This is a genomic window from Bordetella sputigena, from assembly GCF_965137885.1.
Classification (GTDB): domain Bacteria; phylum Pseudomonadota; class Gammaproteobacteria; order Burkholderiales; family Burkholderiaceae_B; genus Bordetella_C; species Bordetella_C sputigena.
This window is the reverse complement of record NZ_CBCSCA010000002.1, coordinates 81,260-95,603: the sequence shown is the minus strand read 5'-3', so window position 1 is coordinate 95,603 and position 14,344 is coordinate 81,260. Positions and strand designations below refer to the sequence as shown.

General features: G+C 67.1%; 9 protein-coding genes. 5 read left to right on the top strand and 4 right to left on the bottom strand.

Going from position 1 to position 14,344, the window contains the following annotated elements; all coding sequences use genetic code 11:
* Nucleotides 1-4: 4 nt before the first annotated feature.
* Nucleotides 5-478: an Lrp/AsnC family transcriptional regulator gene (locus tag ACNA0R_RS03625; protein ID WP_415824551.1), complete on the bottom strand. Its 474-nt coding sequence runs from the start codon at nucleotides 476-478 to the stop codon at nucleotides 5-7.
* A gap of 203 nt (nucleotides 479-681) precedes the next feature.
* Here ACNA0R_RS03625 and mdeB point away from each other — a divergent pair, with 203 nt between their 5' ends.
* The gene (gene mdeB / locus ACNA0R_RS03620) at nucleotides 682-3,423 is read left to right on the top strand and encodes an alpha-ketoglutarate dehydrogenase (RefSeq protein WP_415825016.1); all 2,742 of its coding nucleotides are present in this window, start codon (nucleotides 682-684) and stop codon (nucleotides 3,421-3,423) included.
* A 31-nt stretch (nucleotides 3,424-3,454) separates the two neighbouring features.
* Here the strand turns inward: mdeB and ACNA0R_RS03615 are convergent, their stop codons facing one another.
* Nucleotides 3,455-4,390, bottom strand: a complete 936-nt coding sequence (locus ACNA0R_RS03615; protein WP_415825015.1) for a LysR family transcriptional regulator — start codon at nucleotides 4,388-4,390, stop codon at nucleotides 3,455-3,457.
* 224 nt (nucleotides 4,391-4,614) lie between these two features.
* On the opposite strand from ACNA0R_RS03615, the gene ACNA0R_RS03610 reads away from it, so the two are divergent.
* Genes ACNA0R_RS03610 through adeC form a run of 3 tightly spaced genes read left to right on the top strand, consistent with a single transcriptional unit; the run spans nucleotide 4,615 to nucleotide 10,514 of the window.
* Nucleotides 4,615-5,805, top strand: coding sequence for an efflux RND transporter periplasmic adaptor subunit (locus ACNA0R_RS03610; RefSeq protein WP_415824549.1), 1,191 nt, complete (start codon nucleotides 4,615-4,617; stop codon nucleotides 5,803-5,805).
* Between the two features lie 21 nt (nucleotides 5,806-5,826).
* A complete protein-coding gene (locus ACNA0R_RS03605) occupies nucleotides 5,827-9,018 on the top strand; it encodes an efflux RND transporter permease subunit (protein WP_415824547.1) in 3,192 nt (1,063 codons plus the stop codon).
* Nucleotides 9,015-10,514, top strand: coding sequence for an AdeC/AdeK/OprM family multidrug efflux complex outer membrane factor (gene adeC / locus ACNA0R_RS03600; protein WP_415824546.1), 1,500 nt, complete (start codon nucleotides 9,015-9,017; stop codon nucleotides 10,512-10,514). The genes ACNA0R_RS03605 and adeC overlap by 4 nt, the downstream gene beginning before the upstream one ends.
* A gap of 16 nt (nucleotides 10,515-10,530) precedes the next feature.
* On the opposite strand, the gene ACNA0R_RS03595 is transcribed toward adeC, so the two are convergent.
* Together ACNA0R_RS03595 and ugpQ are read right to left on the bottom strand one after the other, a co-directional pair.
* Nucleotides 10,531-11,385: a 23S rRNA (adenine(2030)-N(6))-methyltransferase RlmJ gene (locus ACNA0R_RS03595; RefSeq protein ID WP_415824545.1), complete on the bottom strand. Its 855-nt coding sequence runs from the start codon at nucleotides 11,383-11,385 to the stop codon at nucleotides 10,531-10,533.
* Between the two features lie 26 nt (nucleotides 11,386-11,411).
* Entirely contained in the window at nucleotides 11,412-12,161 is a 750-nt protein-coding gene (ugpQ, locus tag ACNA0R_RS03590; RefSeq protein ID WP_415824544.1) for a glycerophosphodiester phosphodiesterase, read from the bottom strand.
* A gap of 200 nt (nucleotides 12,162-12,361) precedes the next feature.
* Here ugpQ and ACNA0R_RS03585 point away from each other — a divergent pair, with 200 nt between their 5' ends.
* Entirely contained in the window at nucleotides 12,362-14,329 is a 1,968-nt protein-coding gene (locus ACNA0R_RS03585) for a SurA N-terminal domain-containing protein (protein ID WP_415824543.1), read from the top strand.
* Nucleotides 14,330-14,344: the final 15 nt, after the last annotated feature.

Genomic DNA, 14,344 nt, shown 5'->3' with positions numbered 1-14,344 from the left:
CGGTTCACTGCGGCAAGGGCAGCGCCGTCTGGTACTTCACCTGCTTGAGCGCGAATCCGGACCGGATGTTCTTCACGCCCGGTATTCGCGACAGGTCGCTGACGATGAAGCGCTCCAGCCCGCGCATATCCGGCACCACGACGCGCAGCAGGTAATCGGCATCGCCCGTCATCAGATAACACTCCATGACCTCGGGGTAGGCCGCCATCGCCTGCTGAAAGCGCTCCAGTTCCGGTTCGATCTGTTTTTCCAGGCTGACCTGGATGAACACGTTCAGGCTCAGGCCCAGCGTCAGCGGATCGGCCAGGGCCACGTAGCCGCGGATCACGCCGGCGGCTTCCAGCGCCTTCACCCGCGCCAGGCAGGGAGAAGGCGACAGGTGTACGCGGCGCGCCAGTTCCACGTTGGTGATGCTGGCGTCGGTCTGCAGGACTTCCAGGATGCGGCGATCAATGGCGTCCAGAACAGGTGTCGGCATGAAATGCCTCCAGGGTGTTATGTGGCGGCATTTTATGCCGTACAGAGGTCCGCCGTGTGCATATTTCAAAGCCCTATGCCGTGGTCGCGCGATTAGCATGATCGGGGGGTAATTCAGTCCTGCGCCGCCGCGAGGTCCTACCGCGCGCCGCCATACCAACGGAGACCGGCATGTTCGATACCGATACCGCGCAGCGCGCGAGCATGGCCAAGGCCGTCGTGGCCGGCGACGCGCCACCCGGTAGCGCCGCCCCTGGCGCGGCCGCCGGCCTCCGCATCCCGCGGGACAGCGACCCCGTGGAAACCGCCGAATGGCGCGACGCGCTTGCCTCGCTGGTCGCGGCGGAAGGCCCGGCGCGCGCCGCGTTCGTGCTGGAAGAACTGCTGGCCCATGCCGCCCGTCTCGGTGTGCGCGGGCACGGCCCCGTCGCCTCCGCGTACCTGAATACCATCCCGGCGGAACTGGAGCCGCCGTTTCCGGGCGATTTGCGCATCGAAGAACGCATCGCCTCCATCAACCGCTGGAACGCCCTGGCCATGGTGGTTCGCGCCAACCAGGCACACGGCGAACTCGGCGGGCATATCGCCAGCTATGCGTCCGCCGCGGATCTGTTCGAAGTCGGCTTCAATCACTTCTGGCGCGCGCCCACCGCCGGCCATGGCGGCGACCTGGTGTACATGCAGCCGCATTCCGCCCCCGGCGTTTACGCGCGCGCTTTCCTGGAAGGCTTCCTGGGCGAGGCGGACCTGGCGCATTTCCGCCGCGAGATCACCGCGGCCGAGCACGGCCTGCGCGGCCTGTCTTCCTATCCGCATCCCTGGCTGATGCCGGATTTCTGGCAGTTTCCCACCGGGTCCATGGGCATCGGTCCCATCAACGCCATCTATCAAGCCCGCTTCATGCGCTACCTGGAGCACCGCGGGCTGGTGCCGCCTTCCGATCGCAAGGTCTGGGGCATCTTCGGCGACGGCGAGATGGACGAGCCCGAATCGGTCGCCGCGCTGACCCTGGCCGCGCGCGAACGGCTGGACAATCTGGTGTTCGTCGTGAACTGCAATCTGCAGCGCCTGGACGGGCCGGTGCGCGGCAACGGCCGCATCATCGACGAACTGGAAACGCTGTACGCGGGGGCCGGCTGGAACGTCATCAAGCTGGTCTGGGGCAGCGATTGGGATCCGCTGCTTAGCCGCGATACGACAGGCGCGCTGGCGCGGGCGTTTTCCCATACCGTCGACGGCCAGTTCCAGACTTTCGCCGCCAAGGACGGCGCCTACAACCGCCGCCAGTTCTTCGATCGCGATCCGGCGCTGGCGGCGCTGGTCGCCGATTGGTCGGACGAGGCCATCGACAGGCTGCGCCGCGGCGGCCACGATATCGCCAAGATCCACGCGGCCTATCACCGCGCGGTGCGGCATGCCGGACAACCGACCGTGATCCTGGCGCAGACCAAGAAGGGCTACGGCATGGGCGAGGCGGGGCAGGGCAAGATGACCACGCATCAGCAAAAGAAGCTGGACGTGGAAGCCTTGCTGGCCTTCCGCGATCGCTTCGCCCTGCCTATCGGCGATGCCGAGTGCGCGGCGCTGGCCTTCTACCGTCCCGACGCGGATAGCGCGGAAATGCGCTACCTGCGCGAACGCCGCGCCGAACTCGGCGGTTGCGTGCCGCGCCGCCGGTCCTCCGCGCCGTCGTTGCCGACGCCGCTGGCCGACGCCTGGGCCGCTTTCGCGCTGGCGCCGCGCGGCAAGGAAATGTCCAGCACCATGGCCATCGTCCGCATGCTGACGGCCTTGCTGAAAGACTCGCATATCGGCCCGCGCATCGTGCCCATCGTGGCCGACGAGGCGCGCACCTTCGGCATGGCGAACCTGTTCCGGCAGGTCGGGATTTATTCGTCGCAAGGCCAGCTGTACGAACCGGAAGACATCGGCTCCGTGCTGCATTACCGCGAAGCGCGCGACGGCCAGATCCTGGAGGAAGGCATTACCGAGGCCGGCGCGCTGTCCTCATGGATCGCGGCGGGCACCAGCTATTCCGTCAACGGCCTGCCCATGCTGCCGTTCTACATCTACTACTCCATGTTCGGCTTCCAGCGGGTCGGCGACCTGATCTGGGCGGCGGCGGACCAGCGCACGCGCGGCTTCCTGGTCGGCGCCACGTCGGGCCGCACCACGCTGGGCGGCGAGGGCCTGCAGCACCAGGACGGCAGCAGCCATATCGTGGCGGCGACCATTCCGAACTGCCGCGCCTACGATCCCGCCTTCGCCTACGAGGTCGCGGTCATCGTCGAGGCCGGGCTGCGGCGCATGCTGCACGAGCAGCGCGATGAGTTCTATTACCTGACCGTCACGAACGAGAACCTCGCGCAGCCCGATATGCCGGCCGGCGCCGATGTACGCGAAGGCATCCTGCGCGGCACGTATCGCATGCGCCCGGCGGATGGCAAGCCGGCGATCCGCTTGGCGGCCGCCGGCGCCATGGTGGGCGAAGCGCTGGTCGCCGCGCGGCGCCTGCGCGACGACCACGGCATTGCCGCGGAGGTCTGGAGCGTGACCAGCTTCTCGGAACTGGCGCGCGAAGCGCGCACGGTGGAGCGCGCGCGCCTGCTGGGCAAGGAAACGGCGCCGTCCTGGCTGGAGGCGCAATGGCAGGCGTCGCCGCTGCCCACCCTGGCCGCCAGCGATTATGTGCGGGCGGTCCCTGAACAGATACGCGCCTGGGTCGGCGCGCCTTACCGCACGCTGGGCACGGACGGTTTCGGCCGCAGCGATACGCGGGCGCGCCTGCGCGATTTCTTCGAAGTCGGCGCGGACTGGCAGGTATTGGCCGCGCTGGTGCTGCTGGGCCGTGACGACGCCGCGCGGGACTTGCGCGAACGGCTTGCCGACGGGCTCGCCAAGGGGCTTGCCAGCGATTACCGCTCGGTGCCGCCCTGGGAGCATTAACCCTGCGGCGGGCAGGGCCGTATCAGCTATTTCAGTCGGTTTCAGCCCACATGGCCGGCAAGGGCGCTGCGCTACCCTTGCCTTGGCGTGACCACTCGTGCTGTAGCCGCTCCGTCAGGAACTCGACGAATATGCGGGTCTTGACGGGCAGCAAACGGGTTTCCGTCACCGCGTAGACGGGAAAGGGCCCTACCTCCCAGTCCGGCAGCACGCGCTGCAGCCGGCCGGCCCCCACTTCCTGCGACGCGCTGACGTCGCTCAGCACCGCGATGCCCGCGCCCAGCGTCGCCAGCCGCCGTATCATGCTGGCGCTGTTCAGCGAAAAGCGCTTTCCCGGATGGAATTCGACACGTTCACCGTTCCTGTGCAGCGGCCACGGAGTCACGCGCGCGCCCAGGGTCGTGCGGAACTCCATGCACTCATGTATCGTCAGATCGTCCGGATGTCCCGGCACGCCGTGGCTGGCGAGGTACTCCGGCGACGCGTACAGATAGGCCGATATCGATCCGAGCTTCCGTGCGATACGGGTGGCCGATTGCAATTCGCCGATCTCGATCGCGACGTCGCAGGACTGGAAGACCTTGCCCGCGTGTTCCGGCGCCGCCATGTCCAGGTGGAAGGTGACGTCGGGATAGCGGCGCGAGAACGCCATCAGCGATTCGGCCAGGAAGTCGGTGCCGAAGTCCACCGGCATGTTTACGCGCAGCGGGCCGGCGGGCGTGCTGGCCAGGCCCAGGATCTCCTCGTCGGCGATCTGCGCTTCCGCGACGATGTGCTGGCAGCGCTCGAAATAGCGCGAGCCGGCATCGGTCAATTCGACCTTGCGAGTGGTGCGGCTGAGCAATTGCACGCCCAGCGACCGCTCCAGCTCCGCCACCTGGCGCGACAGGGTGGACTTGGGAATGCCGAGGACCAGCGCGGCGCGGCTGAAGCTTTTCGCGCGGGCGACTTCGACGAACAGCTCCATGGTTTGCAGGCGTTTTGTCATGCCGGAATTTTCTCACCGATTGTCTCACCAGTGGAACTATGTTTTCGTGGCCCCAGCCTTTGTTACGCGGATGGAATAGTGCAAAATCTGGGCTTTTGCAATGCAGCAAGACGGGCGCGGCGCTCCGCCGGACGTCCTGCCGCGATAGTGACGACGGTCGGCGATGGCCGGCCGGCTCCAGCTGGAATCAGGAAATGCATCTTATGAATAAGAAGACTGCCGGGCGCGCGGCCGCGGCGGCCGCCGTTGGCGTGCTTGCGCTTACGCTGGCTGCTTGCGGCAAGAAAGACAATGCGGCCCCCGCCCCGTCCAAGCCCACCGTCGGCGTGGTGACCCTGAAGGCGCAGCCGGTATCGCTGACCACCGAACTGCCGGGACGCACGTCGCCTTTCCGCGTGGCCGAAGTGCGGCCGCAGGTCAACGGCATCATCCTCAAGCGCCTGTTCACGGAAGGCGGCACGGTCAAGGCCGGCCAGCAGCTGTACCAGATCGACCCCGCCTTGTACCAGGCCACGCTGGACAGCCAGCGCGCCGCGCTGGCGCGCGCCGAGGCCCAGGTCAAGACCGCGACCCTGCTGGCCGAGCGCTACAAGCCGCTGACCGAAACGCGCGCCATCAGCCGCCAGACCTATGACGATGCCGTGGCGTCGCGCGACCAGGCCAAGGCCGATGTGCTGTCCGCCAAGGCGGCCGTCGATACCGCGCGCATCAACCTGGTCTATACCAAGGTGCTGTCGCCCATCGACGGCATCATTGGCCGCTCGACCGTGACCGAAGGCGCGCTGGTGACGGCCAACCAGACCAATGCGCTGGCCTCCATCCAGCAGATCGACCCCATCTACGTCGACGTCGTGCAGTCCAGCGTACAGCTGCTGCGCCTGCAGGACCAGCTGGCCAAGGGCGAAATCAAGCGCGCCGCGGGCGAGCAGGCGGCCCAGGTCGTCCTGACGCTGGAAGACGGCACGCAGTACAACCACGACGGCAAACTGCAGTTTTCCGAAGTGACGGTGGACCAGAGCACCGGCTCGGTCACGCTGCGGGCGGTGTTCCCCAATCCGGAGCATCGGCTGCTGCCGGGCATGTTCGTGCGCGCCAAGCTGGTGGACGGCGTGGCCACCGAAGGCCTGCTGGTGCCGCAGCGCGGCGTATCGCGCAACCAGCGCGGCACGCCGATCGCCTATGTCGTCGACGCGCAAGGCAAGATCCAGGTGCGCGAGCTGACCACCGACCGCGCCATCGGCCCCAACTGGCTGGTGACCAGCGGCCTGAAGCCCGGCGACAAAGTCGTGGTCGAAGGCGTACAAACCATACGCCCTGGCATGGACGTGACGGCGAACGAGGTCAGCGCCCAGCCGACGTCGACGGCGCCGGCCCCGGCCGCGCCGGCCCAGTAAGGCCGGCAAGGAGTTTCAAGCATGGCTAAGTTTTTTATCGAAAGGCCGGTCTTCGCCTGGGTGATCGCCATCGTCATGATGCTGGCGGGCGCGCTGTCCATCCTGCGTCTGCCGGTGTCACAGTATCCCGCCATCGCGCCGCCGTCGATCAGCATCCAGGTGAACTATCCCGGTGCGTCGGCGCAGACGGTGCAGGATACGGTCGTCCAGGTCATCGAACAGCAGATGAACGGCCTGGACAACCTGGAATACATGAGTTCGGAAAGCGCCGCGGACGGCAGCGTGACCATCACGCTGACCTTCGGCCAGGGCACCAATCCCGATACCGCCCAGGTCCAGGTGCAGAACAAGCTGTCGCTGGCGCAGCCGCTGCTGCCGCAGGAAGTGCAGCAGCAGGGCATCCGGGTCACGAAGGCGACCAAGAACTTCCTGCTGGTGGCCGGCTTCATCTCGACCGACGGCAGCATGACGCGCGCCGACCTGTCCGATTATGTGGCGTCCTATGTGCAGGATCCCATCAGCCGTACCAGCGGCGTGGGCGACTTCCAGCTGTTCGGCTCGCAGTACGCGATGCGCATCTGGCTGGACCCCGCCAAGCTGCTGAACTACAACCTGACCACCATCGACGTGGTCAACGCGATTTCGACGCAGAACGTGCAGGTGTCCACCGGCCAGCTGGGCGGCCTGCCGGCCGTGCGCGGCCAGGACCTGACCGCCACCATCATCGGCCCCAGCCGCCTGCAGACGGCGGATCAGTTCGCCAACATCCTGCTCAAAGTGAATCCGGACGGCTCGCAGGTGCGCCTGCGTGACGTCGGCACCGTCGCGCTGGGCGCGCAGACCTACACCATCGACAGCTTGTACAACGGCAAGCCCGCGGCCGGCCTGGCGATCAAACTGGCCAGCGGCGCCAATGCCCTGGACACCGCCGAGGCCATCCGCCACACCATCGATGGCCTGAAGCCGTTCTTCCCGCCGGGCATGGAGGTGGTCTATCCCTACGACACCACGCCGTTTGTCGAGCTTTCCATCGAGGACGTGTTCAAGACCCTGGGCGAAGCCATCGTGCTGGTGTTCCTGGTCATGTACCTGTTCCTGCAGAACCTGCGCGCCACGCTGATTCCCACGCTTGCGGTGCCGGTGGTGCTGCTTGGAACCTTCGGCGTCCTGGCGGCATTCGGTTATTCCATCAATACGCTGACCATGTTCGGCATGGTGCTGGCCATCGGCCTGCTGGTGGACGACGCCATCGTGGTGGTGGAAAACGTCGAACGGGTGATGGCCGAAGAAGGGCTGACGCCACGGCAGGCCACGCGCAAGTCCATGGAGCAGATCACCGGCGCGCTGGTCGGCATCGCCATGGTGCTGGCCGCGGTGTTCATCCCCATGGCCTTCTTCGGCGGCTCCACGGGCGTGATCTACCGGCAGTTCTCCATCACCATCGTGTCGTCGATGGCCTTGTCGGTGCTGGTCGCCCTGGTCTTCACGCCGGCGCTGTGCGCGACGCTGCTCAAGCCCATCCACAAGGACCACCACGAAGCCAAGACCGGCTTCTTTGGCTGGTTCAACCGCGCCTTCAACCGCGGCAGCCATGGCTACGCCAACACCGTCGCGCGCGTGCTGAACCGCACGCCGCGGCTGATGCTGATCTACGCCTTGATCGTGGCCGGGATGGTGTTCCTGTTCATGCGCATTCCGACGTCTTTCCTGCCGGACGAAGACCAGGGCATCCTGTTCGTGCAGGTGGCCACGCCTTCCGGCGCCACCGCCGAGCGTACCCAGGCGGTCATCGATAAGGCGACCAAGTACCTGCTGGAAGACGAGAAGGACACGGTGGCGTCGGTCTTCTCCATCAACGGCTTCAACTTCGGCGGCCGCGGCCAGAACGCCGGCATGATGTTCGTGAAGCTGAAGGATTGGGGCGATCGTTCGCACGCCAATCAGAAGGTGGCCGCGCTGGCGGCGCGCGCTTCGGGGTACTTCGCCAAGAATATCCGCGATGCCCAGGTGGCCGCCTTCGCGCCGCCGGCCGTGCTGGAACTGGGTAATGCCACCGGCTTCGACTTCATGCTGCTGGACCGGGCCGGCCTGGGCCACGACGCCCTGCTGAATGCCCGCAACAAGCTGCTGGGGGAAGCCGCGAAAAGCCCCATCCTGGCCGGCGTGCGGCCCAACAGCGTGGAAGACGCGCCGCAATACCGCCTGAAGATCGACCGCGAAAAGGCGCGGGTGCTGGGCGTTTCCATCCAGGACCTGAACAGCGTGTTGACCACCGCCTGGGGCTCGACCTACGTCAACGACTTCATCGACCGCGGCCGCGTCAAGAAGGTGTACGTGCAGGGCATGCCCAGCTCGCGCATGCTGCCGGACGACCTGAACAAGTGGTACGTGCGCAATGCGCAGGGCGATATGGTGCCGTTCTCGGCCTTCGCCTCGGCCGAATGGAGCTACGGCCCGCAGAAGCTGAATCGCTACAACGGCGTGCCGGCCTATGAAATCCTGGGCCAGCCGGCGCCGGGCCATAGTACGGGCGAAGCGATGGCGGAAATGCAGCGCCTGGCCGCCACCATGCCGCCCGGCATCGGCTACGAATGGACCGGCCTGTCGTACGAAGAGCGGCTGTCCGGCTCGCAGGCGCCGGCGCTGTACGCGATTTCGCTGATCGTGGTGTTCCTGTGCCTGGCCGCCTTGTACGAAAGCTGGTCGATACCCACCGCGGTGATGATGGTGGTCCCGCTGGGGATCATCGGCGCGCTGGCCGCCACGTTGCTGCGCGGCCTGTCGAACGACGTGTATTTCCAGGTGGGGCTGCTGACCACGGTGGGGCTGGCGGCGAAGAACGCCATTCTTATCGTGGAGTTCGCCAAGGAGCACTACGAGTCCGGCGCCAGCCTGACCGAAGCGGCGATCCACGCGGCGCGCCAGCGCCTGCGGCCCATCCTGATGACGTCGATGGCCTTCATCCTGGGCGTCGTGCCGCTGGCCATCGCCAACGGCGCGGGTTCGGGCAGCCAGAACGCCATCGGCACGGGTGTGATCGGCGGCATGCTGACGGCGACCTTCCTGGCCATCTTCTTCGTGCCGACTTTCTTCGTGGCCATGCTGCGCCTGTTCCGGGTCAAGCGGCATAGCGAACGCGGCGATCCGCACGACCCCAACGATCCGAAACACCGTTCGGCTCCGTCCGTCCCGGAAGGGGGACACGCCGAATGACCATCACAACAATGAGAACGACGCTGCGCTTTTCCCTGTCGGCCGCCTTCGCGGCGGCGCTGGCGGGCTGCACCCTGATGCCGGACTACGAGCGCCCCGCGGCGCCCATTGACGCCGCCTATCCCAGCGGCCCGGCCTACCGGTCGGCCAACCAGGCGGCCGCGCCCGCGGGCGGTGTCGCGACGGCCGATGTGGGCTGGCGCGAGTTCTTCACGGATCCGCTGTTGCAGCAGTTGATCGCGCTGTCGCTGGAGAACAACCGCGATCTGCGCGTGGCGGCCTTGAATGTCGAAGCCGCGCGGGCGCAGTACCGCATCCAGCGCGCCGAACTGCTGCCCACCGTGGCGGTGGGCGCCCAGGAAACCGCGCAACGCACGCCGGCCGATCTGTCGCGCAGCGGCAGCGCGGCAACCTCCCGCACGTATCAGGTCGGGGCCAGCATCTCGTCCTGGGAGCTGGACCTGTTCGGGCGCATCCGCAGCCTGAGCGAGCAGGCGCTGCAGCTCTACCTGGCGCAGGACGAGACGCGCACGGCCACGCAGCTGTCGCTGGTGTCGGAAGTGGCGACGGCCTACCTGACCTTGCGCAGCGACCAGGAATTGCTGCAATTGACGCGCGATACGCTGAAGAGCCAGCGCGATTCCTACGAGCTGACCAAGCAGAGCTACGACAACGACATCGCGACCGCGCTCGACCTGAGCCAGGCCGAGGTCTCGGTGCGCACGGCCGAACGCAATCAGGCCCAGTTCGAGCGCCAGGTGGCGCAGGATATGAATGCGCTGGTGCTGCTGCTGGGCAATCCGCTGCCGCAGGACGTGCGCGTCAAATTGGAAACGCCGTCGGCATTGAACGATGCCATGATGCCCACCACCTTGCCGGCGGGCCTGCCTTCCGAACTGCTGGAACGCCGGCCGGATATCCGCGCGGCGGAACATCAGCTGGAAGCCGCCAACGCCAACATCGGCGCGGCGCGCGCGGCCTTTTTCCCGACCATCTCGCTGACGGCCAGCGCGGGCACCGCCAGCGCCAGCCTGGGACGCCTGTTCGACGGCGGGCAGGGCGTATGGAGCTTCGCGCCGCAGATCGCCGTGCCCATCTTCGCCGGCGGTTCGCTGCAGGCCAACCTGGACCTGGCCAAGGTGCAGAAGCGCATCGAGATCGCCAACTACGAGCGCGCCATCCAGTCGGCTTTCCGCGACGTGGCGGACGCGCTGGCGGGGCGCGGCACGATAGACGACCAGATCCGCGCGCAGCAATTGCTGGTGCAGGCCAACCAGCGCGCCTACGACCTGTCGCAGCAGCGCTTCCGGCAGGGGGTGGATAGCTATCTGAACGTGCTGGATTCGCAGCGTTCGCTGTACGACTCGCAGCAGGTGCTGGTGCAGACGCGCCTGTCGCGCCTGACCAACCTGGTGGATTTGTACCGCGTGCTGGGCGGCGGCTGGACGGAGCACACCGTCCAGGCGCAGCAGCCGCCGGCGCAGGCCAGCCGCTAGGGCGAGCTGGACGCGGTCAGCCTTCGGCCGCGTCCAGCGTGTAGCGCGCCCGTTCGTCCTGCGCCAGCCGTTCCGTCAGCCACGGCATCGCTTCTTTCAGCTGCGCCGCCAGCGTCCACGGCGGATTGACCAGGAACATGCCGCTGCCGTGCAGGCCGAAGCCGTCCGTCGCCGGCTTCTTCACCGACAGCGACACGTGCAGCCAGCGCTTGCCCGCTTTCTCCAGCTGGCGCGGCAGCTCCAGCGATTCGCGCCGTTGCACCTGCGGATACCACACCGCATACAGCCCGGTGGCGAAGCGCTTCAAGCCCTCCTTCACGGCCAGCGCCACCCGGCGGTAGTCCTGCTTGTCCTCGTAGGAAGGATCGATCAGCACCAGGCCCCGCCGGGGCGGCGGGGGCAGCAGCGCCTTCATGCCTTCGAAGCCATCGGTGTCGAAGATGGTGGTTTGCCGCAAAGCCAGGCCGCCGTGCTTTTCCAGATTGCCGACCAGGACCTCGGCCTCGGTCGGATGGGCTTCGAACAGCCGCAGGCGATCGTGTTCGCGCAGCGCGTCCAGCGCCAGCCACGGCGAACCGGGATAGTGCCGCAGCCTGCCGTCGCGGTTGTAGTCGCGGATCCGCTCGATGTAGCGGGCCAGCAGGGGCGGGGCGTCGCCGGCCTCCCAGAGCCGCCCGATGCCGTCGGCGAATTCGGCGTTCTTGCTGGCCCAATCGCTATCGAGCCGGTACAGGCCCGCGCCGGCGTGCGTGTCGATGACCCAGTAAGGCGTGTCCTTCTGCCCCAGGTAATCCAGCACGTGGATCAGGATGGCGTGTTTGAGCACGTCGGCATGATTGCCGGCGTGAAAGGCGTGGCGGTAGCTGAACAAGGCGGGGCTCCGGTCTGGCGCGCCGCTCAGGCGTCGGGCCGGATGGCCGCCAGCTCGTCGGTGAAGATGCCGTCCACGCCCCAATCCAGCAGCTGACGCACGCGCGCCGGATCGTTCACCGTCCAGGCCGTCAGCCGGTAGCCCGCCGCGTGCACCATCTTGACCAGCTCCGGCGTGACGTCTTTCTGGTTGACGTTCAAGGCGATGCAATCGTGCTGGACCATGCGGTCGCGCCAGTCCATGGGGATCCGCTCGACCAGCAGCCCGCGGGGCAACTGCGGCGCCGCCACATGCGCGGCGGCCAGCGCTACTTCGGAAAATGACGACAGTAGCGGAGGCACCGCCGCCGCGCGCCACAGTTCGCGCGCCGCCAGCGCCACGGCGGTGCCGGTTTCGGCGTCCCGGCCCGGGTACGGCTTGATTTCAACGTTGCTGGCGATGCCTTGTTCCACGGTATAGCGGGCGACTTCTTCCAGCGTCGGGATGCGGGCGCCGGCGAAGGCGGGGGAATGCCAGGCGCCGGCATCCAGCGCGGCCAGTTCGGCGTAGGTCATGCCGCCGGCCGGCCCGTGGCCGTTGGTGGTGCGGTCGACGTCGTCGTCGTGCAGCAGGATCAGCGCATTGTCCTTGCTCAGCTTCACGTCGTATTCGAACATCCGGTAGCCGTGCCCGGCGCCGGCGCGCATGGCGGCCATGGTATTTTCGGGAGCCAGTCTGCCGCCGCCGCGATGGGCGATCAGGCGGGGGTAAGGCCAGGCGGGAAGGGGAGTATCCATGACAGCGGTTCCTGTGCGATTCGTCAGCGCAATGCGCCAAGGATACCGCAGCGGATCACCCCTGCCGGAAGTGTTAAACTCCAGCGCGCTGATCCGGTACTAACCAGTAAGAAAGCGAGGCGAATCCGGTTCGCTTTTTTTTTGCGCCGGGCATGTGTTTTTCACATGTGTTTTCACGCGTCCGCCGCTACAGGGACCTCATGTTCGATTTCATCCGCAACCATCAGCGTTGGATGCAGTTCATCCTGCTGATCCTGATCGTTCCGACCTTTGCCTTCTTCGGCGTGCAAAGCTACAGCAGCTTCATGTCCGAAGAGCCCAAGATGGCGACGGTCAACGGCAAGCCCATCACGCAACGCGAATACGACCAGGCCCGGCGCGACCAGCTGGACCAGTACCGTCAGATGATGGGCGCGCAATTCGATCCCGCGCTGTTCGATACGCCGGCCATGCGCGAACGGCTGCTCGATCAGCTGATCAACCAGCGGCTGCTGGCGGCCGCCGCCGCCGACAACCGCTTTTCGGTATCGGACGAGACCCTGCGCAATACGATCGCGTCGAATCCCGCGGTGCAGGACAACGGCAAGTTTTCCCCGGAACGCTACCGCGCCGCGCTGGCCGCCCAAGGCCTGACGCCCGCCGCCTTCGAGGCCGGCCTGCGTCGCGACCTGGCCGTGGGCCGGGTGCTGGATCCGATCTCGCAGTCGGCCCGGCTGCCGGCCGAGGTGGCGGCATCCATCGATCACGCCCTGACCGAGACCCGCCATGTCCTGACCCGCCGCTTTGCCGCGGCCGACTACAAGGGCCAGGTGCAGGTCAGCGACGCCGACATCCAGAAGTGGTACGACGATAACAAGCAGCAGTACCAGGTGCCAGACCAGGTCCAGGCCCAGTACCTCGTGCTGGACGAAGCGGCCGCCAGCGCCGGCATCAAGGTCAGCGACGACGACATCGCCAAGTACTACGAGCAGAACAAGAGCCGCTTCGGCCAGCCCGAACGCCGGCGCGCCAGCCACATCATGATCAAGCTGGCGGCCGACGCCAGCGACGCGCAGCGCAAGGCCGCCCGCGCCAAGGCCGAGGACATCGCCAAGCAGGCCGCCGCCAATCCCGGCGCCTTCGCCGACCTGGCCAAGAAGTATTCCGAGGATGCCGGTTCCAGCAGCAAGGGCGGCGACCTGGGCTGGATCGGTCCGGGCATGCTGACGCCGTCGCTGCAGAAAGCCGTGGACGGCCTGAAGAAGGGCCAGGTGTCCGGCGTGATCGAAAGCCCGTTCGGCCTGCACATCGTGCAGTTGACGGACCTGCAGCCGGCGCAGACCAAGCCGCTGGCGGAAGTCCGCGACCAGATCACGGAAGAGATCCGCAAGCAGATCGCGTCGTCGCGCTTTTCGGACATGGCGACCAAGCTGACGTCGCTGGTCTACGACCAGCGCGACAGCCTGCAGCCGGCCGCCGATGCGCTGGGCCTGAAAATACGCCAGGCCGGCGGCATCACCCGTACCGGCCTGCTGCCGCAGGACCAGGCGGGTCCGGACGCGGCATCGGCCAGCCCCGATTCGGCGCTGCTGGACAACCCGCGCGTGCGGCAGGCCCTGTTCAGCCCGGAAGTCCTGCGCGACAAGCAGAATTCCGGCGTGATCGAGCTTTCCTCCGACACGATGGTGGTGGTGCGCGTGTCCGCCAATACGCCGGCCCACGTGCCGCCGCTGGATCAGTTGAAGGACAAGATCCGCCAGCGGCTGATCGAAACGCGCGCCGCGGACGCCGCCGCCAAGGCCGGCCAGCAGGCGCTGGAAACGCTGCGCAAGAATCCCGCGGCGCCCGCCGACGGTTTCGGCGGGGCGGTCGACGTGTCGCGGCAGAATCCCCAGAACATGTCGCGTCCGGTGCTGGATGCCGTGATGCGCGCACCGGCTGCGCCGCTGCCTTCCTATGCCGGCGCGCGTGACGGCGACGACTATGTGGTCGCGCGCATCGACAAGGTGGAACCGGGCAAGACCGACGCGGACGCGCTGGCCAGCTTGAAGCAGCAACTGTCGGGCGCCTGGGGCCAGGCCGAGAACGAAGCCGTGCTGAAGATGCTGCGCCAGCAATACAAGGTGGAAATCGCGCCCGAGGCGGCGCGCGTCCTGCAGGGCGGCGATACCGAGCAGCAGACGGGCTGATCGTCCGCCCGGGGC